The organism is Bacillus sp. SCT118 (assembly GCF_058566435.1).
Genome location: NZ_CP191225.1, coordinates 1,156,407 through 1,177,428, shown reverse-complemented (window position 1 = coordinate 1,177,428; position 21,022 = coordinate 1,156,407). Strand labels below are relative to the sequence as shown.

The 21,022-nt window shown below is 45.2% G+C and carries 19 protein-coding genes; 3 read left to right on the top strand and 16 right to left on the bottom strand.

Annotated elements, in window-relative coordinates:
- Window positions 1-20: 20 nt before the first annotated feature.
- On the top strand, window positions 21-1,559 hold the full coding sequence (gene opuD / locus ACQVGT_RS05950) for a glycine betaine transporter OpuD (protein ID WP_015384403.1): 1,539 nt from the start codon (window positions 21-23) through the stop codon (window positions 1,557-1,559).
- Window positions 1,560-1,595: 36 nt separating this feature from the next.
- Here the strand turns inward: opuD and ACQVGT_RS05945 are convergent, their stop codons facing one another.
- The 6 genes from ACQVGT_RS05945 to rmgP all read right to left on the bottom strand — a co-directional run bounded on the left by ACQVGT_RS05945 (window position 1,596) and on the right by rmgP (window position 6,428).
- Window positions 1,596-1,778, bottom strand: a complete 183-nt coding sequence (locus tag ACQVGT_RS05945) for a sporulation protein Cse60 (RefSeq protein ID WP_003223398.1) — start codon at window positions 1,776-1,778, stop codon at window positions 1,596-1,598.
- 67 nt (window positions 1,779-1,845) lie between these two features.
- Window positions 1,846-2,514, bottom strand: coding sequence for a YesL family protein (locus ACQVGT_RS05940; protein WP_015384404.1), 669 nt, complete (start codon window positions 2,512-2,514; stop codon window positions 1,846-1,848).
- 21 nt (window positions 2,515-2,535) lie between these two features.
- Entirely contained in the window at window positions 2,536-3,822 is a 1,287-nt protein-coding gene (locus ACQVGT_RS05935) for a Gfo/Idh/MocA family protein (protein ID WP_015483575.1), read from the bottom strand.
- Window positions 3,823-3,833: 11 nt separating this feature from the next.
- Window positions 3,834-4,337 carry a rhamnogalaturonan transport/degradation protein RmgS gene (gene rmgS, locus ACQVGT_RS05930; protein WP_080109044.1) on the bottom strand — a complete coding sequence of 168 codons (504 nt, stop codon included), beginning with the start codon at window positions 4,335-4,337 and terminating at the stop codon, window positions 3,834-3,836.
- Window positions 4,334-5,455 (bottom strand): unsaturated rhamnogalacturonyl hydrolase, encoded by a 1,122-nt coding sequence (gene rmgQ, locus ACQVGT_RS05925; RefSeq protein WP_015384407.1) that lies wholly within the window; start codon window positions 5,453-5,455, stop codon window positions 4,334-4,336. The genes rmgS and rmgQ overlap by 4 nt, the downstream gene beginning before the upstream one ends.
- A gap of 7 nt (window positions 5,456-5,462) precedes the next feature.
- Complete coding sequence (gene rmgP / locus ACQVGT_RS05920) at window positions 5,463-6,428, bottom strand: polygalacturonan/rhamnogalacturonan ABC transporter permease (protein WP_015384408.1); 966 nt, start codon at window positions 6,426-6,428, stop codon at window positions 5,463-5,465.
- A 215-nt stretch (window positions 6,429-6,643) separates the two neighbouring features.
- On the opposite strand from rmgP, the gene ACQVGT_RS05915 reads away from it, so the two are divergent.
- The gene (locus tag ACQVGT_RS05915; RefSeq protein WP_015384409.1) at window positions 6,644-8,962 is read left to right on the top strand and encodes a helix-turn-helix domain-containing protein; all 2,319 of its coding nucleotides are present in this window, start codon (window positions 6,644-6,646) and stop codon (window positions 8,960-8,962) included.
- A gap of 40 nt (window positions 8,963-9,002) precedes the next feature.
- Here ACQVGT_RS05915 and ACQVGT_RS05910 read toward each other — a convergent pair whose 3' ends face one another.
- The 10 genes from ACQVGT_RS05910 to ACQVGT_RS05865 all read right to left on the bottom strand — a co-directional run bounded on the left by ACQVGT_RS05910 (window position 9,003) and on the right by ACQVGT_RS05865 (window position 19,766).
- Window positions 9,003-10,499, bottom strand: a complete 1,497-nt coding sequence (locus tag ACQVGT_RS05910; RefSeq protein ID WP_015483578.1) for an extracellular solute-binding protein — start codon at window positions 10,497-10,499, stop codon at window positions 9,003-9,005.
- A 24-nt stretch (window positions 10,500-10,523) separates the two neighbouring features.
- Entirely contained in the window at window positions 10,524-11,384 is an 861-nt protein-coding gene (locus ACQVGT_RS05905; protein WP_015251420.1) for a carbohydrate ABC transporter permease, read from the bottom strand.
- 206 nt (window positions 11,385-11,590) lie between these two features.
- Window positions 11,591-12,352, bottom strand: a complete 762-nt coding sequence (locus ACQVGT_RS05900; protein ID WP_003245974.1) for an NAD-dependent epimerase/dehydratase family protein — start codon at window positions 12,350-12,352, stop codon at window positions 11,591-11,593.
- A gap of 76 nt (window positions 12,353-12,428) precedes the next feature.
- Window positions 12,429-13,616 carry a biotin biosynthesis cytochrome P450 gene (gene bioI, locus ACQVGT_RS05895; protein ID WP_041518253.1) on the bottom strand — a complete coding sequence of 396 codons (1,188 nt, stop codon included), beginning with the start codon at window positions 13,614-13,616 and terminating at the stop codon, window positions 12,429-12,431.
- Window positions 13,617-13,684: 68 nt separating this feature from the next.
- Window positions 13,685-14,692, bottom strand: a complete 1,008-nt coding sequence (gene bioB, locus ACQVGT_RS05890; RefSeq protein WP_015483580.1) for a biotin synthase BioB — start codon at window positions 14,690-14,692, stop codon at window positions 13,685-13,687.
- A gap of 2 nt (window positions 14,693-14,694) precedes the next feature.
- Window positions 14,695-15,390 carry a dethiobiotin synthase gene (gene bioD / locus ACQVGT_RS05885; protein WP_015483581.1) on the bottom strand — a complete coding sequence of 232 codons (696 nt, stop codon included), beginning with the start codon at window positions 15,388-15,390 and terminating at the stop codon, window positions 14,695-14,697.
- Window positions 15,387-16,556: an 8-amino-7-oxononanoate synthase gene (gene bioF / locus ACQVGT_RS05880; RefSeq protein ID WP_015483582.1), complete on the bottom strand. Its 1,170-nt coding sequence runs from the start codon at window positions 16,554-16,556 to the stop codon at window positions 15,387-15,389. Before bioF ends, bioD begins: the two co-directional genes overlap by 4 nt.
- Window positions 16,546-17,892, bottom strand: a complete 1,347-nt coding sequence (gene bioA, locus ACQVGT_RS05875) for an adenosylmethionine--8-amino-7-oxononanoate transaminase (protein ID WP_015384415.1) — start codon at window positions 17,890-17,892, stop codon at window positions 16,546-16,548. The genes bioF and bioA overlap by 11 nt, the downstream gene beginning before the upstream one ends.
- The gene (gene bioW, locus ACQVGT_RS05870; protein ID WP_015384416.1) at window positions 17,882-18,658 is read right to left on the bottom strand and encodes a 6-carboxyhexanoate--CoA ligase; all 777 of its coding nucleotides are present in this window, start codon (window positions 18,656-18,658) and stop codon (window positions 17,882-17,884) included. Before bioW ends, bioA begins: the two co-directional genes overlap by 11 nt.
- Before the next feature lie 208 nt (window positions 18,659-18,866).
- Window positions 18,867-19,766, bottom strand: a complete 900-nt coding sequence (locus ACQVGT_RS05865; RefSeq protein ID WP_015483583.1) for a dienelactone hydrolase family protein — start codon at window positions 19,764-19,766, stop codon at window positions 18,867-18,869.
- Window positions 19,767-19,985: 219 nt separating this feature from the next.
- On the opposite strand from ACQVGT_RS05865, the gene ACQVGT_RS05860 reads away from it, so the two are divergent.
- Window positions 19,986-21,020, top strand: a complete 1,035-nt coding sequence (locus ACQVGT_RS05860; protein WP_015384418.1) for a LacI family DNA-binding transcriptional regulator — start codon at window positions 19,986-19,988, stop codon at window positions 21,018-21,020.
- Window positions 21,021-21,022 lie beyond the last annotated feature (2 nt).

Sequence of the window (21,022 nt, the reverse complement as noted above, 5' to 3'; positions counted from 1 at the left end):
AAAAAATTAGAGGGTGAGAAATGTTGAAACATATATCTAGTGTATTTTGGATTGTGATTGCAATCACAGCTGCAGCTGTATTATGGGGTGTTATTTCTCCTGACAGCCTGCAAAATGTGTCTCAATCGGCACAAGCATTTATTACCGATTCATTTGGTTGGTATTATCTTTTAGTTGTCTCTTTGTTTGTCGGGTTTTGTCTCTTTTTGATTTTCAGCCCGATCGGAAAAATCAAACTCGGAAAGCCTGATGAAAAACCGGAATTCGGGTTACTATCATGGTTTGCCATGCTGTTCAGCGCAGGCATGGGAATCGGCTTAGTATTCTACGGTGCGGCTGAACCGATCAGCCATTACGCAATTAGCTCTCCATCAGGTGAAACAGAAACCCCCCAAGCCTTCAGAGATGCACTCCGCTATACGTTTTTCCACTGGGGTTTGCACGCTTGGGCCATTTATGCCATTGTGGCATTATGCATTGCCTATTTCCAATTCCGCAAAGGCGCGCCCGGGTTAATCAGCAGCACACTGTCACCGATTCTCGGCGATAAAGTAAACGGACCGATCGGAAAGGCCATTGACTGTATTGCAGTTTTCGCCACTGTTGTCGGGGTGTCAACAAGTCTTGGTCTTGGCGCAACCCAAATTAACGGCGGTTTGAATTACCTGTTCGGCATTCCGAATGCGTTTATCGTCCAATTGGTTTTAATCATTATTGTGACAGTGCTCTTTTTACTTTCTGCGTGGAGCGGACTCGGAAAAGGAATTAAGTATTTAAGCAACACAAACATGGTATTGGCCGGATTGTTAATGTTGTTTATGCTCGTTGTCGGGCCTACAGTGCTGATCATGAACTCATTTACAGATTCTATCGGACAATACATTCAAAATATCGTTCAAATGAGCTTCAGACTGACACCGAACGATCCTGAAAAACGCGAATGGATTAACAGCTGGACGATTTTCTATTGGGCATGGTGGATTTCCTGGTCTCCATTTGTCGGCATTTTCATCGCCCGTGTATCCAGAGGCCGGACGATCCGCGAATTTTTAATCGGTGTCTTGGTGACACCTTGTATTTTGACATTTCTATGGTTCTCCATTTTCGGCGTATCAGCCATGGATCTCCAGCAAAAAGGCACGTTCAATGTAGCCAAGCTGTCCACTGAAACGATGCTGTTCGGAACACTTGATCACTATCCGCTGACAATGGTAACATCGATCCTTGCATTGATTCTGATCGCAGTATTCTTTATCACGTCTGCAGATTCAGCTACATTCGTGCTGGGCATGCAGACGTCGTACGGTTCTTTAAATCCGGCGAATTCTGTGAAACTCAGCTGGGGTATCATTCAGTCCGCCATGGCGGCTGTGCTCCTATATTCCGGAGGGCTTGCCGCTTTGCAGAACACAGCGATTCTGGCAGCGCTGCCGTTTTCTATCGTTATCCTGCTGATGATTGCCTCTCTCTATCAATCGCTCTCAAAAGAAAGAAGAGAGATCAAAAAAGCGGAGAAACTCGATAAACCGAGAAGTCCAAGAGTGAAAAAAGCATATTAACAAAAAAGATCTTTCCGCGCCTGCGGAAAGATCTTTTTATTTGCGATATAAGATAAGGGCGGAAAAACAGTAAAGCTGCTCGCCGTCTGGGTCGCACGCTGCCGAAACCGTATATTTGATATCAATCAGCTGCTCCTCCGATATCCCTTTTAAAAATGAATTGATTTCCGTCTGTAAGTCTTTTTCATGCTCTTCATCAAATACCGCTACCTTCAGCATTTTATCCGCTCTCCTTTCTCTATCAATCTATTCCGTTTGGAACAGCGTTATGATAGAGAAATGATGATTATCTCGTTTCCGGATAAAAAGCTTTCCGTATATGGGATTCCCTCTGTGGCTCGCCGCCGTGCTGCTCCACTTTCAGCAGCACGGCATAAACAATTCGCATATGACAGTAGCTGATCAGGCTGACGCTGAAAAAAGGGACAATGCCGGGCAGGTACGCAAGCAAGAAAAAGAGAGCAACAGTCAGCGCAAGCATAGCAAGCGTATATTGCAAATACGCCACACTGAGCAAGAGCGAAAATTTCACATACAGACGTTTTTTCCAGTCAAAATGGACAAGCAGCGGAAACACATAAAAAAGCATGGATACGAACAAAAAGCCAAATATCATAATGGCGAAGCGCAGGATGTGCAAAAGGAAATGACTTGGATAAATGAAGGCCAAATCAATATAAATGATCACTCCGATGAGCGCCAGTACAGCGCCGAGCAGATTTGAACGAAAAAATTCACCCTTGTATTCCTGCCAAAACGTTTTGAGCACCGGAACGTTGTCCTGCCCCTGGATCCACTTCCGCATGACAGCGAATAAAGCCGCGGTCGCGGGCATGATGCCAAACACACCGAGACCGAGTAACGTAAAAAACAGCCACAGCAAGTTTGTATACGCAAATCTCATAATCCATTCGCAAAAACGCAGCATCCGCCCCAGTGAACCATCATGTTCCATGGCGCCCCCTCCTTTTTTGCATTATACATTCTGCATCTGAAAAAGCTCTTTCATGCCGATCGGCTTCTTTTCGGCAACCGAGCGCCACATTCCCTCACCAACCGCGATGGAGTAGGCTCCAGCTTCAGCCCCGGCTAAAATATCATAGCGGCGCAGCGGGTCTTTTCCTAAAAAAAGATCCTCAAGCAAAAGCGGATCACCTCCGCCATGCCCCCCTTCATTTTTGACTACTTGTATCGTCTGCTTTGATTCAAAAAGCGGATAGTATTCGATTGTCTGCTCAGGAAAAGCAAACGGAATTCTGGAAGGTTCGTGAAATTCATTTGATTCAATACGCCCTTTTGTGCCGTTGATCGTCAGCCGGTAGCCTTCATACGGGGCCGAAAAAATAATCGAGTAGCTTAACAGTGCGCCGCCATCATATTTGACTGCCGCCACGTACGTATCCTCGATGTCAATTTCCTCGTCAAAAATACACGCGTCAGGCCTGTATGCAGTATATAAGCTGGACTGGTCTCCTGCTTCGAGATGATCATCCTTTATAGAAGCTTTAGAGGAACGGGGATGCCACCTTGAATAGTAGTGGCATTTTTCTTTGACCCGGCATGTACCGCAAAAACGCCCGTCTTCTTCCGGCAAGGGGTTCCACTCACTGTCCGGCCCATAGTAATTCAAGGCGCCATAAGCAAATACCTCTTCCGGATTTTGCCCGAGCCACCAATTGACGAGATCAAAGTGATGTGTTGATTTATGGACAGAAAGGCCCCCGGAAAACTGTCTAGACCTGTTCCAGCGTTTAAAATAGCTGGCGCCATGATACGTATCAATATACCAATTTAAATCAACGGAGGTGACCCTGCCTATTTTTCCGTCCAGAATCATTTCTTTTATTTTCCGATGAAACGGGCTGTAGCGATAGTTAAACGCGACGGTGACTTTTCCTTCGCTTTTGGCCTCCGCTTCAAGCACCCGATTCGCATCCTGCACTGTTGTCACCATTGGTTTTTCAGTAATTACATCTGTATCCCACTGAAGGCTTTTTACAATATATGTGACATGCGTATCGTCCCTGCCTGCCACAATGACGATATCAGGCTTTGACACGCGCATCATCTCGTCAAAAGCATCTTCGCTAAACTCGGGCACGTGGGCCAGCTCGGGAAATTTCTTCTTGCAAACGGCAAAACGTTTCGGATCGGCATCCAGCAATCCCGTAATCTCATAATGAGTTGAAAACCGCTCCAACAGCGGTTTGATAAACATACTGAATGCTCTGCTGCTCAATCCGCAAAAGACGATGTTCTTCAATATCCTCACCTCTATCGGGCTTCAGTTAGTTGAGAAATCAGCTGCAGCGCTTCCTCTGTTTTTTCAGCATACACAGGGATAAACGCCGCCATATCGCGATTCAATCGAAAAGAATAGCCGTTCAGCTGCTTTTTCCCTTTTTCGATCTGAACGGCATAGATCGTTTTTTCTCCTGATTTTTTATTAACAGTTGTATAAGGAGATGTTTTTTCAGGAGGCAATCCGTTTAACGGCTGAAAATTTTCCGGATCATCGTAAGCTTGAAACATGTCTTCAGGCACGATGAAAACATCTCCTTCATGGGCGGTAATTTCAGTCAGCAGTTTTTCCTGAAAAGCTGGAAAGATATCGACCTTCCCGGCATTCTGCTCGGCGGCTTGTTTTATTTTTTCCTGTACGCCAGCCTGCATATCAGAAAAGAGAATGACATGCATTCCGTCCGGCCTGCTTGAGCATGATGCCAAAAAGAGCACTGAGACGATCACACACAAAGCCGTCCGTATCCTTTTTGTCATTTCCCCGCTGACCTAAAAAGAGGCTCCAGCTCTGTCATAGCCAAAATAAACGCGCCGGCTCCGTGCAGATCGTTTGTGCTTCTTTCGCGGCTGACATAATAGTCATAGAAACCGGCTGACGTTCCGACACATATGTCTTTGACGAGAAACGCGCCGTCTTCTGATGTTTCGGTTTTATGCTGAATCAAGCCTTGATACGCTTTTAGTAGTGTTGTTTCGTAAGCTCTGTCTAGATAGCCTTTATTGATTCCTTTCGCAAATGCGTACATGTACAGACAGGATCCTGAGCTTTCCAGCCAGTTATCAGACCTGTCTCCCTTATCAACGATCTGATACCATAACCCCGTCTCCTTGTCTTGATAGCGGCAGATGCTTTTAATCATGTCCTGCAGCGTGTTTTTCCACACGTGACGGTTTGGATGCTTCTTCGGCAGCTCTTCAATCATGTCAGCAAGAGACATGACGTACCAGCCGATGGAACGTGCCCAAAATTCCGGTGAACAGCCTGTCTCTTCATTGGCCCAAGGCATTTTTTTCGCTTCATCCCAGGCGTGATAAAAGAGTCCGGTTTTTGCATCCTTCGTATGCTTTCTCATCAATGACTCCTGCAGCACGACCTGATCAAACAGCTCCGGCTCCTGCTTCAGATTGGCATATTTCAGTGCGAACGGCCCCCCCATGTATAAGCCGTCAAGCCACATTTGGTAAGGATAACCGTCTTTGTGCCAAAAACCGCCCTCAGACGTCCGGTTCAGTGTTCCATATAAGCCGCGCAGCCTTTTTGCCGCTTTGACATACCGCTCATCCTTCGTCTGCTCGTATAATGGAAAAAGAATGAGACCCGCTTGAATGGCGTCCAGTTCATCTCTTCTAAATAATAGATTGCCATAATCATCGATTAAGAGATCTGCATAAGCCTTCGCATACTCAAAATACCGCTTTTCCCCGGTTGCTTCCCACAGCCGCAATACACCGCATAAGAAAACACCTTGATGGTAGTGCCAGCGGTTTGCAGGAGGCAGCTCCTCGACTGTGTACGTGTTCATAATGGTTTTTGCCAATGCCTCCGCGTACGTAAGAGGCGATTTTACAGCGATTGATTGATCCATTGATCCCATCCCTTTCTTAATAAATTCCTTCCTCGCCAAATTTCTTCGCCAAACGATTCGCAAGCATGACCAAAATCAGCCCGACCGCCGCTTTAAATACGCCGACTGCTGTACTGTAGCTGAATTGGCCCTGTTTCAGCCCTGCAGTATAAACATACGTATCAAAAATTTCCGCCACTTCCCTGTTAGTCGCATTTAACAGCAAATACACATGCTCGAAGCCAAGCTCCAGCGTGTCTCCGATTTTCAAAATCAGCAAAACGACGATAACGCTTTTAATGGCGGGCAGCGTAATATGCCACATTTGCCGCAGCCGTCCCGCTCCGTCCATTTTCGCCGCTTCATACAACTGGGGGTCAACCGCTGTAATGGCCGCCAGATAAATGATCGTCGACCATCCCGCTTCCCTCCAGATAACCTGCAGAATATACAGGGGCCGGAACCATTCTTCGTTCAGCAGAAAATTGATTTTTTCACCGCCAAAAAACACAATCAGTTCATTAATCAAGCCTCCGTCTACCGTTAAAAGCACAAACGAAAGCGATACAACAATGACCCAAGACATAAAATGCGGGATATAAATCAGCGTCTGAACAAATTTTTTAAAGAGAGCAATCCGCACTTCGTTCAATAGAAGCGCCAGCAGTATCGGCACCGGGAAAAATATGGCCAGGTTCAACGCAAATAACACGAGCGTGTTTTTTAACAAGAGAAAAAATGTAGGCTCAGTAAACAGCCTGATAAAATGCTTCAGCCCCACCCACTCACTGCCCAAAATGCCGAGGAACGGCTGATAATCCTGAAACGCAATCACAATTCCCCACATCGGGATATACTTAAAAAGCAAAAAATAAATACACCCCGGCAAAATCATCAAGTACAAATATTTTTGCTGAATCAGCTTACTTAGTAAGCGCTTTCTTTTTTCTTTTTTAAAAATGACTGCATCAACAGCCGGCGCTTGCGCTTCTGCTGTTTTCATTTTTTCCTAGCCTCCTTTCACGGGTTCTTGCATTCACTGTAGCCCAGCAGGCAAAAGTCCGTCTACAATCATATGATCACATCCTGTTTTATCCCTTTATAATCAAGGGTTCAGACGGTCCACCTGAAAAAAAGACACCGATATTAGAAAATGATTATTGACAATATCTATCAATCTTTGGATTAATTGTATTAAGGTGAAGTGGATGTTATGAAATGGGGGGTTTTATGAAAAGAAGCCAATACAAGTTTTACTACAAACTGATCACGTTTTTCTGCCTGCTCAGCACCATTCCGGTTATTTTGGTCGGATTGTTTTCGTACGAGCACTCCCAGAAAACGGCTATTTCCAACGTTTCGGAGGAAAAATTCGACACACTCCAGCAGACCCAGCAAAGCATCGAACATATATTGAAAACCGTCGATCACTCTTTAACCCACTATGTGAGTTCGCCGCCTCTCCTTCGCACATTGTCCGAGCCTTTGCACTCAGACCAATTTCAAATCTATAACCAAGTGAACCAAGAGCTCAATTATCTGCAAAGCTTTGATACCGACCTGTCCAACATGACATTAGTCAGTTATACGAAAAAATGGTACATGAACAATTCCGGTTTGTACCGGTTGAATACAGACACTCTTCATGAAGCAGCTTCAGCGTACACGAAACACAAAGCGAGCCGCTCATATTGGACGCTTGAGGAAAACAATCATTTGATTTCAACCAAAGAAGGCACAGCAGAAAACTGCCGCTACAATATCAATTTAATTAAGCAGCTTCCTTTGAACAGCACAAATACAAAGGGATTGGCCGCCGCAAGCATCCCGAGCTGTTCGCTTGTCAAAAATATGCCTGGCTATTCAAACGCCAACAACCTGTTTATCATCGATGAAAAAGGCCGCATCATCCTTCATAACAACATGTCTGACGTCGGTGAATCTCTTCATAACGATGGCTTTGTCCAAAAAGTGCTGGCGCAAACCGCCAATAGCGGACAGTTTGAAACAGTGATTGACCGGATTCATTATAAAGTTACCTATCAAAAATCTGACTATAATACATGGACTTATTTTTCTCTCGTTTCCCTGCCTGAGCTAAAAAAAGAAGCCAAATCAATCGGCTGGATCACTTTTACAGTATGCATTATTTTGTTAACGCTTTCATTATTGTTCTCTTGGCTGGGCTCCCGCCATTTTTACAAGCCGATCAGGGTGCTTTACGAATCATTCGCAAGACATGGAGCCATACAAGAGAAACAACAGCCTCCTCAAAATGAATTTGAGTTAATTGAACAGAGCTTTAAGCAGCTGAAGGACAGAAATGACGACCTTGAGGAAACGATGAAGCAGCAGGCCACTCATCTGCAGCAATATTTTATGGTCAGGCTTATGCTCGGAAAACTGACGGATGAGGAGGTTGATAACCGCTTTGAAAGCCTCGGTTTAAAGCAAAATTGGCGGCACCTTGCCCTGCTTGTGCTCCAAATTGACACACTGAATCATACGCCTTATGAGAAAAAAGATATGGATCTGCTTTTGTTTGCCGTCAACAGCCTGATTGAGCGCACCATCCCGACGGACAAACATCTTGCCCCCGCTGTAGTTGACAAACAGCAGGCGACGATTTTGATCAACCAAAGCGGGACAAAAGAAGAATTCATAGCTGAGCTGAATGAGACTGCAAGGATGATTCAGGAAAAAGCGGAAGCTGAGCTGCAGCTGTCTGTCAGCATCGGCATCAGCCAGCCGTTTGATGTGCTGACAAAAGCGAAAACAGCCTATGCGGAAGGCTCAGAAGCGTTGAAATACCGGCTTAAAGCGGAAAACAAGTCGATCATCTTTTACGAAGACCTTGACCAGAAGAAAACCTTCAAAACCCATTTTCCAAAGCAGCTTCAGCATGAGCTGTTTGATGCTGTTAAAGCAGGAGACAAGGAGAAAGCGGATAAATGCCTGCACGCGATTTTGCAAGCCATTTTCACCCAGAACACCAACCCGTATCAATTTCAAATCGCCATCGCCCGTTTTTTGAACCATGTGATTGAGCTGATGCATGTGCTCGGGATCGAATTGTTTGAGCTTGAAGAAAACAAAATGCTGTATGACCAAATTTTTGAGCTGAAAACGTTCGAGGATACCGAAAACTGGCTAAAGAATGAGTTTATTGATCCGATGACAGACAAAGTGAACGCCCGCGCGGATGCCCAGTACAAAAATATTTCCGACAACATCATTCATATCATCCATCATGAGTTTGAATCCGAATTGACACTGGACGAAATCGCGCGCAGGCTGCATTACAACCCAAATTATTTAAGCAGCATTTTCAAAAAAGAAATGGGTATTTCATTCAGCGAGTATGTCTCAAGCTACCGACACCATATGGCAAAAAGCTGGCTTGCCGAAACAGACATGGCGGTCAAGGACATTGCCGAAAAGCTGAAATATAAAAACTCGCAAAATTTCATCAGATCATTTAAGAAGCTGGAAGGGATTACACCGGGAAACTACCGCCAGCAAAAAAGAAGCATGTAAAAAACCCAAAACCGCTTGCGCGTTTTGGGTTTTTCCAATGTTATTTTGCTTGTTTAAACGCTTCTTCGTATTCCTGAATAATTTGTTTTCCTCCGCTTGACTCCCATTTTTCCACTTCTTTATCGAACTGGCTTTCTGTGATGTCTCCAATCATATATTTATAGGTCGCATCATCAATGATTTTCTTCAGTTCATCACCCCGTTCCGACTCCGATGCGGAATACAGGCTTTCAGCCGGGTTTGAGACGATAATCTTTTCATTGTCCTCGGTCAGCTCCTCGTACGCCGTCCGAAGCGGATCTCCAGTGTTTTTTAAGTAGGCTTTATCAATGGCAATTAAAGCGGACAGCGGCTGAATATCAGTCTGCCAGTCTTTTACCTGGCTTTCTTTGCGTGTAAACGTTTTATCCTCTCCTTTGTTGTAGTGAACACCGTCAATGCCATAAGTCATCAGGCTATAGACATCTTCTTCGGCAATTCGGTCAAAAAACGCTAAGATCCGTTTAAGCTCTGCTTCCGTTTTCACACTCGTTTTCGGGAAAGCAAACACGCCGTTATGGCCTCCTGATGCCCATACCCGCTCTTTCCCATCCGAGCCTTTTATGCGGTTGATGATCTCGAGCTTCATCGATTTATCAGAGGCATGGTCGCGCAGATTGACCGCATCTACCATATTGCCAATATAAATTCCGGCTTTTCCTTGAGAAAACAGCTCCTGCTGCTGGGTTTTGCTTGTGACGGGAAAATCCTTATTCATATACCCATTATCCCGCAGCTTTTTCATATAGTTCATCGTGTCTTTGTATTCCTGTGTCATGAAATCAGGCGTGAATTTGCCGCCTGATTCCTTCCAATCTGTTGGCATGCCTTCATAAGAGCCGAGTGTTTTAAACGCGCCGTAAATCAAGTCATTGCGGTCTGTCAGCCCGAATGTATTGTCTTTCCCATCCTTATCCGGATCATCCTCCGTAAACGCTTTGGCCACTTCATAAAGCTCATCAAGTGTTTTCGGCGTTTCCAAATTCAAATTGTCCAGCCAGTCCTTCCGAATGACGATCCCCTGTCTGGAAAGCGGACGTTCTCTGTATATCCCGTAGAGCTTGCCGTCAATTGTCACATTTTTATTAATGAGTTTGTTCATTTTGTTTAAGTTGGGATAATCTTTGATATAATCGCCGATTTCCCAAAACATTCCTGACCGAAAGGCATTCATGACTGACGAATTTTTAATATCCTGGATGGTCACGATTTGCGGAAGATTGCCGGCTGCAAGCGCTGCATTCAGCCTGTCTTCTTTCACCGCGTCTGGAACCCAGGTGATGTCGAGTTCTGTATTTGTCAGCTTTTCGATTTCTTTAATCGCCCTGTCTTTCGGCGGCTGCTGGTGATACAAAATCGCCATCCAAGACAGCTTTACCTTTGAATCCGGGCCAGCTTTGCCTTCAGCCGAAGACTGATCAGCCCCTTTACAGCCCGCCAGCACTCCGCCGAGTGCCAGTACAAGCACAATCAAATGCACCCTCCATTTGTTTCCCATCGTACCCCTCCGTTTCATATTTCTTTATCCTTTGACAGATCCCAGCAAAGCTCCTTTTGCAAAATGCTTTTGTATAAACGGATAGACAAGCAGAACCGGGATGGTCGCCACCACTATGACCGCCATTTTAATGGTTTGCTCAGGCGGCGGGCTGCCCGACCCCATTTCAGACATATCCCCCTGCATACCGCTTGATACTATGACGATTTGGCGCAGAAGCACCTGAATCGGCCATTTTGCTGAATCATTTAAGTACAAGATCGCTGTCATATACGTGTTCCAATACGTGACTGCATAAAATAGTGAAATCGTTGCGATCGCAGGAAGAGACAGCGGCAGCACAATTTTAAAGAATATGCCCAGATCATTGCACCCGTCAATTTTCGCGGACTCTTCCAGGCTTGACGGGATATTTTGAAAGAAGTTTTTCAGAATGATCAGGTTAAAGGCATTAATGGCTGTCGGCAAAATAAGCGCCCAGTAAGAATCGAGCAATCCAAGCGATTTGACCACAAGGAAAGTCGGAATCATGCCGCCGCTAAACAGCATCGTAAATACGACGAGAAACATGAGCGGCTGCCGGCCGATTAAATCACGGCGGGATAACCCGTAAGCCATCAGTGAAGAAAGAAACATGCTGACCGCAGTGCCTATCACTGTCACAAACACAGAAACAAGCAAACTCTTATAAATAATATCTGTTGAAAAAATGTAGCGATAAGCATCTAGCGAAAAAGTGGTCGGTATTAAAATAAATGTTTTCGACACGACTTCTTCTACTGTGGCGAAAGATGCAGCGATGACATGAATGAACGGAAGTACGCATATTAAAGCGAACATCAGCAAGAAACCATAAATCAACATATCAAACAGACGGTTTTTCAGTGAATGTGCGATAGCTCCCACCTCTCTTTGTAAGCGTTATCATATTTTTGAAAACCGAGCTCAGCATGTGACGATATCGTGTCTAAAATGTAGCAAATCTGTGATTGCCATGTCTATAATCATTTGAACAGAGTCCCCGGCCGGGCGGGGGCTGCCGCGAATTGAGACCGATAACAAAAGAAAAAGAGCATAATCTTAGAAAATGATTATGCTCCGTTCTCCTCCTCGTTCAGAAGTTCGGCCGTATTGATTTGTGGCGAAAACCCAAGTTCATTCACGGCAGATTCAATGGACCATGGCCGGCCCGGATTATCAGAGACGGCGTAATAAGTGCCGTACCGGATATTGGTCTCAATGGCGGCTTTGAAAATCGACAGCAGATCGGGGTGAGAAAGCAGTGTCTTTTTCGTCCGTTCTTTTTCATGCAGCGTATCCATTTCATCTGTGACGACTGTTCCGATTCGAAGGTTGATTACTGATAGCTTATTTTCCAAATAAAACAAATGGCCGATCTGTTCAGAGGTCAGCTTTAATACACCGTACAAGTTTTTTGACAGCGGATAATCGCTTGTTGTGATTTCCCGTCCTAAGAGCGAGCGCCCGTCTTTTTCGTATACATCTGTGACATGATTGCTGCTGGCGAACACGAGCTTTTGAATGCCGAGCTCCGCTGCCGCACGGCACAGATAATAGCTTGCCCTATAGAAAACATCCGTCATTTTTTCAAACTCAGCGATGTCCATAATATCGTATTTGATTTTAACAGCGAGTAAATTCAAGATGGCATCGGTATCTTTTGGAATCTTCTTCAACAGCTCCTCATAATTTGCCGCGTCAGCCTGAATGGAAGAGGCTTTGCCATCGAAATGATCTTTATCAAGCACTGTCACTTCATAGTCTGAAATAAGCCCTTCAGCAAGCAGTCTCCCAATCACACCATTTCCGCCGGCGATCAGCACTTTTTTCACGATATTCACTCCCCTTTTTTATAGATTGCCCATTTTCGGCGGGGCTGACACTTTTTTGGCACTCACATTCTTAGGCTTATTCAAAAGTCACCGGCAGCTCCTCAAGCGCCCGAAATCCAAAAAGCGGCCGATACCGCCATTCAAAATCCGCGAGCGTAAGGCTGGGCATCCGCTGCAGAAGAGTGTTAATCGCAATTTGCGCTTCTAATCGTGCCAGCGAGGACCCTAAACAAACATGATGGCCATGACCAAATGAAAGGTGCGGATTAGGACTTCTCGTAATATCGAAGACATCGGGGTTCGTGAAAATGCTTGGGTCTCGATTAGCCGCCCCTAACAAAAGATAGACTTGCTCTCCTTGACGGATCGTCACCCCGCTGATGTCAATATCCTCTGACGCAACTCTGGCTGTCATTTGCGTGGGGATTTCATAGCGTAAACATTCCTCGACTGCGGTACCAATAAGATCTGGATTTTCTCTCAGTTTCAAAATCTGTTCTGGATGCTGCAGCAGACAAAGGACTGAATTGCTGATGAGATTGACCGTTGTCTCATGTCCGGCGATCGCCAGCAATATGCACGTAGATGCCGCCTCCTCTTCCGTCAGCTTATCCTTTTCTTTCCCCTTCAAGAGCATGCTGATCATATCCTGTTGAGGGTGGCGTTTTCGCTTTTGAATCAGCTCTTTGAAATATGCCATAGCCTGCACAGCCATATGATTGCCCTCTGTTAATGCCTTTCTTGACCGGGTAAAATCAATCGTTTGAATGAGACTCGCAGCCCACTCCTTTAATTGCTCCCTATCTTCCTCCGGTACACCTATAATGTTAGCTATGACAAAGCTTGCTAAAGGAAAAGCAAAGTCCGAAATGACCTCCATCTTTTTTTTACCTTGCACTTGATCAAGCAAATGATGGACAGTTTCAATGATATACGGCTGATAACTCTCTGTCGCTCTCGGCGTAAACGCTCCGCTGGCAAGCGTCCGCAATCGTCTATGATCAGGCTGGTTCTGAAACAGCATCATTTGATTTTGCACATGTGAAAGGTCCTGATATTTGGTTGGGCTCTCAGGCAGCGGGGTGCGGACTTTGAATCTCGCATCTTTCAAAATAGCAGCCGTTTCTTCATATCCTGTGACATACCAGCCCGGGTATTTTAAGAAACTCCCTTTATAGATAGGATGAACAGCTCGCAATGTGTCGTAAAAAGAATATGGGTTTTTCAAAAACTCAGAAGATGCAGTTGACGATGCAATTGTCACGTGATTTTCTCCTTTCTGTTCAAAAATAAAAGCAATCGACATCATACCGATTGCTTTTATTGATGCTTTCAGCTTTTCGCACTTAAACTGGACTTCATTTCTTCGACTGATTCAACTTCAAAACCTAAATCACTCAGCATTTTATGATCCTCCGTCTCCTCTTGCCCGGCAGTTGTTAAGTAGTCTCCGACAAAAATGGAGTTTGCGGCGTAAAGCCCTAATGGCTGCAATGAGCGGAGATTGACCTCTCTTCCTCCGGATATGCGAATTTCTTTTGATGGATTGATAAAACGGAACAGCGCCAGCACTTTTAAACAATACAGCGGGTTTAATTCGTTGACGCCTTCTAACGGCGTACCATCAATTGCATGCAAAAAATTCACAGGAATGGAATCCGCGTCAAGAGCCTTCAAGCTTTTGGCGATGTCAATGACATCTTGTTTCGTCTCCTTCATCCCGATAATGGCGCCTGAACACGGAGACAGCCCCGATTCTTTTGCGATTTCAACCGTATTGACTCTGTCATCGTATGTATGTGAGGTCGTGATGTTTGAATGGTTTCTCTGTGACGTATTCAAATTATGATTATAGCGGTCTACTCCGGCATCTTTGAGCCGCTTCGCCTGCTCTGGCTTCAACAGTCCGAGACACGCACAAACCTTCAGTCCATACGTCTCTTTAATTTCCTGAACCGCATCTACGACCTGATCCACTTCTCTGTTAGACGGCCCTCTGCCGCTTGCCACGATACAATATGTGCCGATATTCAGATCGTGCGCCCGCTTCGCGCCTTCAAGCAGCGTTTCCTTATTCACCATCCGGTAAGACTCAATCGGCGCTTTCGAAATCGCAGACTGTGAACAATAGCCGCAGTTTTCCGGGCAGAGCCCGGATTTCGCATTCATAATCATATTGAGCTTTACTTTTTTTCCATAAAAGTGTTTTCTGATATGAAAAGCTCCATGCATTAATAGCAAAATATCTTCGTCAGGACAATGTAATATTGAAAGCGCTTCTTCGTCAGTCACTTCTGCTCCAGACAGCACCCGGTCTGCAAGTTCCATCCATTGATTCATTCTCATACCCCCACTTGATTCATCAGTAATGATAGATTGATATGGTCTTTTACCATATGTAGAACCGTTTCTTTCGTCACGTTGGCAAGCTTTGGCGTAATCCCTAAAACCGGCACACCGCATAAGCGTTCAATCATCTCAGGATTGGTTTTTTCATCTTCATCAGGAGAGTCACTGATTCCATTGATGATAATTCCGGCGATTGGAAGCCCCATGCTTTCTGCATATTTGACAGTTAAAAAGGTATGATTAATGGTTCCAAGGTGAGGACGTGCCACAATAATCATGGGAAGCTGCAACGCTTTTATGACATGACTGACCAAATAGTCCTCTCCCAATGGCACAGAAATACCGCCCGCACCTTCTACGATGAAGCATTCATGTTTTTCTCTAATCCGCCCCCAATGGCTTAAAACCTCTTCCATGGTGACAGTCTTTCCCTCAAGTTTCCCTGCAACGTATGGTGCAAGTGGCGCTTTGAAGGCAAAAGGCGTAATGTCTTCATGAGAAAGACCGGTCTGCGACATGCCTTTCAGCAGACTAGTATCACTATCTGGATGATGACGCGATATCCCGCTTAAAAATGGTTTATACACCCCGACATCTCTATTATGTTCTTTCAATAAGGCAGCAAGACCGCTGGATATAACCGTTTTCCCCACTTCTGTATCAGTTCCCGTCACAAAAAAACCCCTCAAATGATATACAGCTCCTTTCCGATTGAATGAAATGTTTTCAGCAAATCATCAATATCACCCATACTGTGGTCAGACGTGATTGTAATTCGAATACGGCTTTCACCCGGCGCAACGGTCGGCGGCCGAATGGCAGGAGCATAAATTCCCTTGCCCTGCAGTTTTTCAGCAAATATGACCGTTTTATGGGCATCGCCAATGACTACAGGAATAATCGGTGTGTGATCTCCTTTTACCACATAACCCATATTCTTCAGACTGGTTCTAATCATGCTGATATAAGAAAATAAAAGCTGTCGTTTTTCCCTGCTGGCTTCAATAATGTTGAAAGCCTCATGAGCAGCCGCACAGCTGGCTGGCGGAATAGCGGTTTGAAAGATAAATGTTCTGGCATGGTTCAGCAAAAAGTCGATGAAGACCGCTGATCCTGCCGCAAAACCTCCTTCCGCGCCAACAGCTTTGCTTAAGGTGCCGATCACAATGTCGGGACAAACACCAAAGTATTCACTCGTTCCTCGTCCCGAATCGCCCAAAACTCCTGTTGCGTGGGCATCATCAACGACCACGAAGGCATGATAGCGTTTCGCAAGTGAGATGATCTGATCAAGAGGGGCGATTGTGCCATCCATGCTGAATACCCCGTCTGTTACGATAAAACGGCGCTGATAACGCTGTGTTTCATTCAGCTTGTTTTCAAGATCATTCATATCAATATGCCGATAAACAACTGTATCAGCCTTAGAAAGTCGGCAGCCGTCGATAATACTTGCATGATTGAGCTGGTCACTTAAAATGACATCTTCCTTTTCTGGCAAGGATGAAAGGACACCGACATTGGCCAAGTAACCGCTCGAAAACAGCAGGGCCGCTTCTGACCGTTTAAAGCTGGCAATCTTCTTTTCTAGCTTTTCATGCCAGACCGAATTGCCTGTCGTTAAACGTGAACCGCTGCTTCCTGTCCCAAATTGCTGCAATGCTGTTTGGGCTGCATCGATCAAACGTCTATCGCTTGCGAGCCCTAAATAATTGTTTGAGGACCAGACCGTTTGATTTTCGCCATCAATGTTCCTCTCTGGAACCGGTGCCCCATTCATTGTCCGCAGGTTACGGTGTACGCCGTCTTCTTTCATTCTGTCTAACCGCTTGTTCAACCAGGAATCAATCTTCAAGGCTCGTAACCTCATGGATCGCTTGTTTCATAATGGCAACCATTTCCCCGAGCTCCTCAGCTGTGCTGGCAAGAGGAGGAAGAAATGCAACCACGTCCCCAAGCGGTCTTGTCAGCATTCCTAACTCTCTCATTTTTAAGGAAACTTTGTATCCGATCCGCCGATCAGCCGGGTAAGGTTCTTTGGTTTCCTTTGACCGGACAAGCTCTGCACCGCACATAAAGCCAAGCTGCCGAATATCCCCAACATGAGGAAGAGCGTGCAGATCTTGAAGAAGAAAATGGAGCTTTTTACTTTTTTCCGCTACTTGTTCCACAATGTTTTCAGATTCAAATAATGCCAGATTTTCAAGCGCAACCGCACAGCCAAGCTGATTGCCTGTATAGGAATGGCCATGGAAAAAGGTTTTTAGGTTTTCATAATCATCATAGAATGCCTTATAGATGTCTTCAGTGGCAAACGTAACGGCAATTGGCAAATAACCTCCTGTAATGCCTTTACCGGCAGCCATCAGATCAGGCTGGACATTCTCGTGCTCGCACGCAAACATTTTTCCTGTACGGCCAAAGCCTGTAGCGACTTCATCAACGATCATTAAGACATCGTATGTTGTACATAGCTCGCGCACCCCTGCCAAATATCCTTCCGGCATCACGATCATACCGGACGCGCCTTGTACCATTGATTCAATGGAAAGCGCGGCAATTTCCTCGTGATGTTCCTTAAGCAGCTGTTCAAGCTCTCGGAGGCACTGATCACGGCACTCATCAGGATCACCGCTTTCTGAGCGATACACATAAGGAATCGGAGCCTTGTAACTCTCGAACATCAACGGGCCGTATACGTGGTGAAAAAGTTCAATTGAACCGACACTGACGGCGCCAATCGTATCACCGTGATACCCGTTTTTCATTGCGATAAATTTTTGTTTCTCGGGCTTCCCGATGTTCTTCCAATACTGAAACGCCATTTTTAGGGCTATTTCCATCGCTTCTGCACCGCTGTCTGAATAAAAGACCCGCGTGAGCTTTTTTGGGCTGATGTCGATTAATGTTTCGGCAAGCTGGGTTGCTGGAACATTGGTCATGCCCAATAACGTGGAGTGCGCAATTTTTCCGAGCTGTTTTTTTATGGCATTATCTAGTTCTTTTTTGCGGTGTCCGTGGACATTAAGCCAAACTGATGAAAAACCGTCATAGTATTCCTTGCCATTTATGTCTTTGACTTTGATTCCAGTCCCGCTTTCGATGATTAAGGGGTTTTCATCATAATCTTTCATTTGGGTAAATGGCAGCCAAAGGTGCTTTTTACTTTTTTCTATCAAATCATGAGTCATGATCTTCCTCCCACTCTATTAAAATAGGCTGCTTCTCCAGATCATGTATGTACGTGTTTACATCATTGGATCCATCAATAAAAAAAACTCGGCAGCCCTCTTCAGACCCGTATTCTTTCATTGCTGTAATACGCTGATAGCCCATTTTCTTACCCGCAACATAGCCTGTTATGTAATCCGGATCGTCCGACCAGCATAATTCTGCAATGGCTGCCGGGTGCCGGCTTACCTTTGAAGCGAGCGCAAGAGCCTCTTTTATTCTTGAATGAGCTGGCACGTGACTGTGAAGCGCCCATTTTTCAAAATTAGCGTCCGGCCAATCCATTCTGGAGACCCGCACCCCTTTTTCTTTTGTTTGATCCATTCGCTTTCCTGTATGAATATCAAACAACACCGCACCCCTGACATCTGACCATTCAGGGATTTGTTCATATGCTTTTTCAATCACATCTCGTGAAACGCCTTCTTTTTCCAATAACAATCGGGCCAGCTTTTGCCCTTCTTCCGGGCAGCTCACTTCATTCGTATGCACAGGCAATGGCTGAATGGTTTTTATCGATTCATATACCTCTTCAAATTGAATTTGCATAAAATCAGGTTTTCCTCTTGAATGGGATAACCCTTTTTCTAATAAAGCATTGACTGTATGCTTCATCTCATGGAAAGGAATAAGCCGTTCTCCGCCGGATATATGCTTTCCGCCGTCTTCATGAGATCCATTCATAGAAGCCCTCATTCTGACACTAAAAAATGTTTCTTCTTGCATCATTTCTCGCCCTTTCACTGATAACTGAAGAACGTGCAGTGCTTCTCATTTTAATTGTTAACCTATTATATTTAAAGGTTAACAATTAGAATATATTATTCTCTCCTGTTTCTGTCAATAGAAGAAAGCATCGATTTATGGCAGTTGGTTAAAAGGAAACAAAAAGACCGTTTTCACACAAACGGTCTTTTTCGATTTCTTATAACAGTCACAGCCACTTTTGCAAAAACTGGACAGCTTCATGCCTCATGACTGCTGTTTCGAAATGTCCCGAAGCAGAACGGACCACTCGGTAGCAATCAGCAGCTCCCTGTCCAGCATAGACAGCTGTCAATTCTTTTTCGATTTTGTCCACGCCCTCGGCCGGCGTTAACCGATCGTGTACACCAACAAGACTAAGGTGCGGGCGCGGTGCGATCAGGCTTTGGATCTCCGATGCGGAAAAATGCTTTGCAAGCGATGGGACGTAATAATAAAAGCCGTGCCTGTCAAGATTCTGTGTTTTGATCAGCACATGATGATCCACCTGGCTGCACAAATCCACACACACCTTAATCCGGTCATCGAGCGCCGCTGTCCACCACGCCAGCAAACCTCCCATAGACATGCCGATGGTTCCGATCCTGTCAGGCTGAACATCAGAGCGTGACTGCATATAGTCTAACGCACTTAAACTGTCATAAATCATCATTCCCCACATCACTTTTCCGGTGAGAAGCATTTCTTTAAATATCTCGCTTTCCGCTTTTCCCCGCCGATCTCCAAATCCCCAATGATCAATCGCAAGAACGCCGTATCCGAGTGAAGTAAGCTCATCAGAAAAAGAAGGCGTTTTCAAATAATCCGCTCCCTCAATCAGCTCACTTTTCCCCCTATCATACTGGCCCCCATGCGAATGCTGAAACAATACGGCTGGGCACGGTCCTTCTGTTTTCTTCGGCTTCACAAAATAAGCGGGTACCTTTTCATGTCCATTTAAATCGAGCAGGAGCGTTTCAACAATATTTTCTTCTCTTTCTTCAATACGTAATGTCTCAACACTGATTGGCCTCCGATCAGGCAAATCACCAAGCAATCGAAACAGTTGCTTTCTTCTTTCGGCTCTCATCCCATCACCCTTCCTTATTCGCTTACTTCACATTTACGAGACAGATCTGGGTTCCCCTTTATTTTTCCAACATAAATCACATCATTTACTAAATATTTAGTAAATATAACGAAATATTCCGAAAATAATTATTGTAACCGCTTACTTTTATATGATAGTATCAATTTATCAAAAACAGGTGAGTTAATATTTTACTAAATATAGATGAGAGGGAGACCCATGGTTCGTATTAAAGATATCGCATTGAAAGCTAATGTTTCCAGCGCAACTGTGTCCAGAATTTTAAATGAAGATGAGTCGCTTTCTGTTGCGGGCGAAACGAGACAAAGAGTCGTCAACATCGCTGAAGAGCTTGGTTATCAAACCGTTGCCAAACGCCGAAAATCCCGCGGGCAAAAACAGCGGGCCCAGCCGCTGATCGGTGTGCTGAGCTGTCTGTCCCCTGATCAGGAAAGGCAGGACCCTTATTTTTCTTCCATTCGGAAAGGCATTGAAAAGGAATGCTTTGAACAGGAAATTTTCATTACAAATTCGATTCATCTCGGCTCCTTTCAGGAACATATTCTTCGGGAATTGGATGGTGTCATTGTCATCGGCCGTGTTCATGATGAAGCGGTTAAGCATATCAGCGGAAGGCTGGAGCATGCCGTATTTATCAATCATTCACCAGATCCGCAAGCATACGATTCGATTGGAATCGATTTTGAATCGGCTTCACGCCAGGCGATTGATCACCTTTTCGACTTAGGCTACAAACGGTTAGGCTACATTGGCGGACAAGAAAAAGAGCATACGCTGAAGGACGGCCAAAGCATTCGCAGAACGATTGAAGACAAACGCCTGACCGCTTTTTTGGAGTCAGCCGCCCCCCAGCCTGAGCATGTGCTGATCGGAGAATACAGCATGCGTGAGGGCTATCGCCTGATGAAGAAAGCAATCGATCAAAGCCATCTGCCGGAAGCATTCTTTATTGCCAGCGATTCTATGGCGATCGGCGCATTAAAAGCGCTGCAGGAAGCCGGACTGCAAGTGCCACGGGATACTGCAATTGTCAGCTTTAACGGCATTGAGGAAGCTGAATTTGCCAGCACGCCTTTAACGACGGTGAAGGTATACACAGAAGAAATGGGCCGGACAGGCGTAAAACTGCTGCTTGACCGTCTCAATGGCCGAACGCTTCCTCAACATGTCACCCTGCCTACAACATTAATCGTAAGACAAAGCTGCGGATGTACAGCAAAGGAGGTGACATAAGC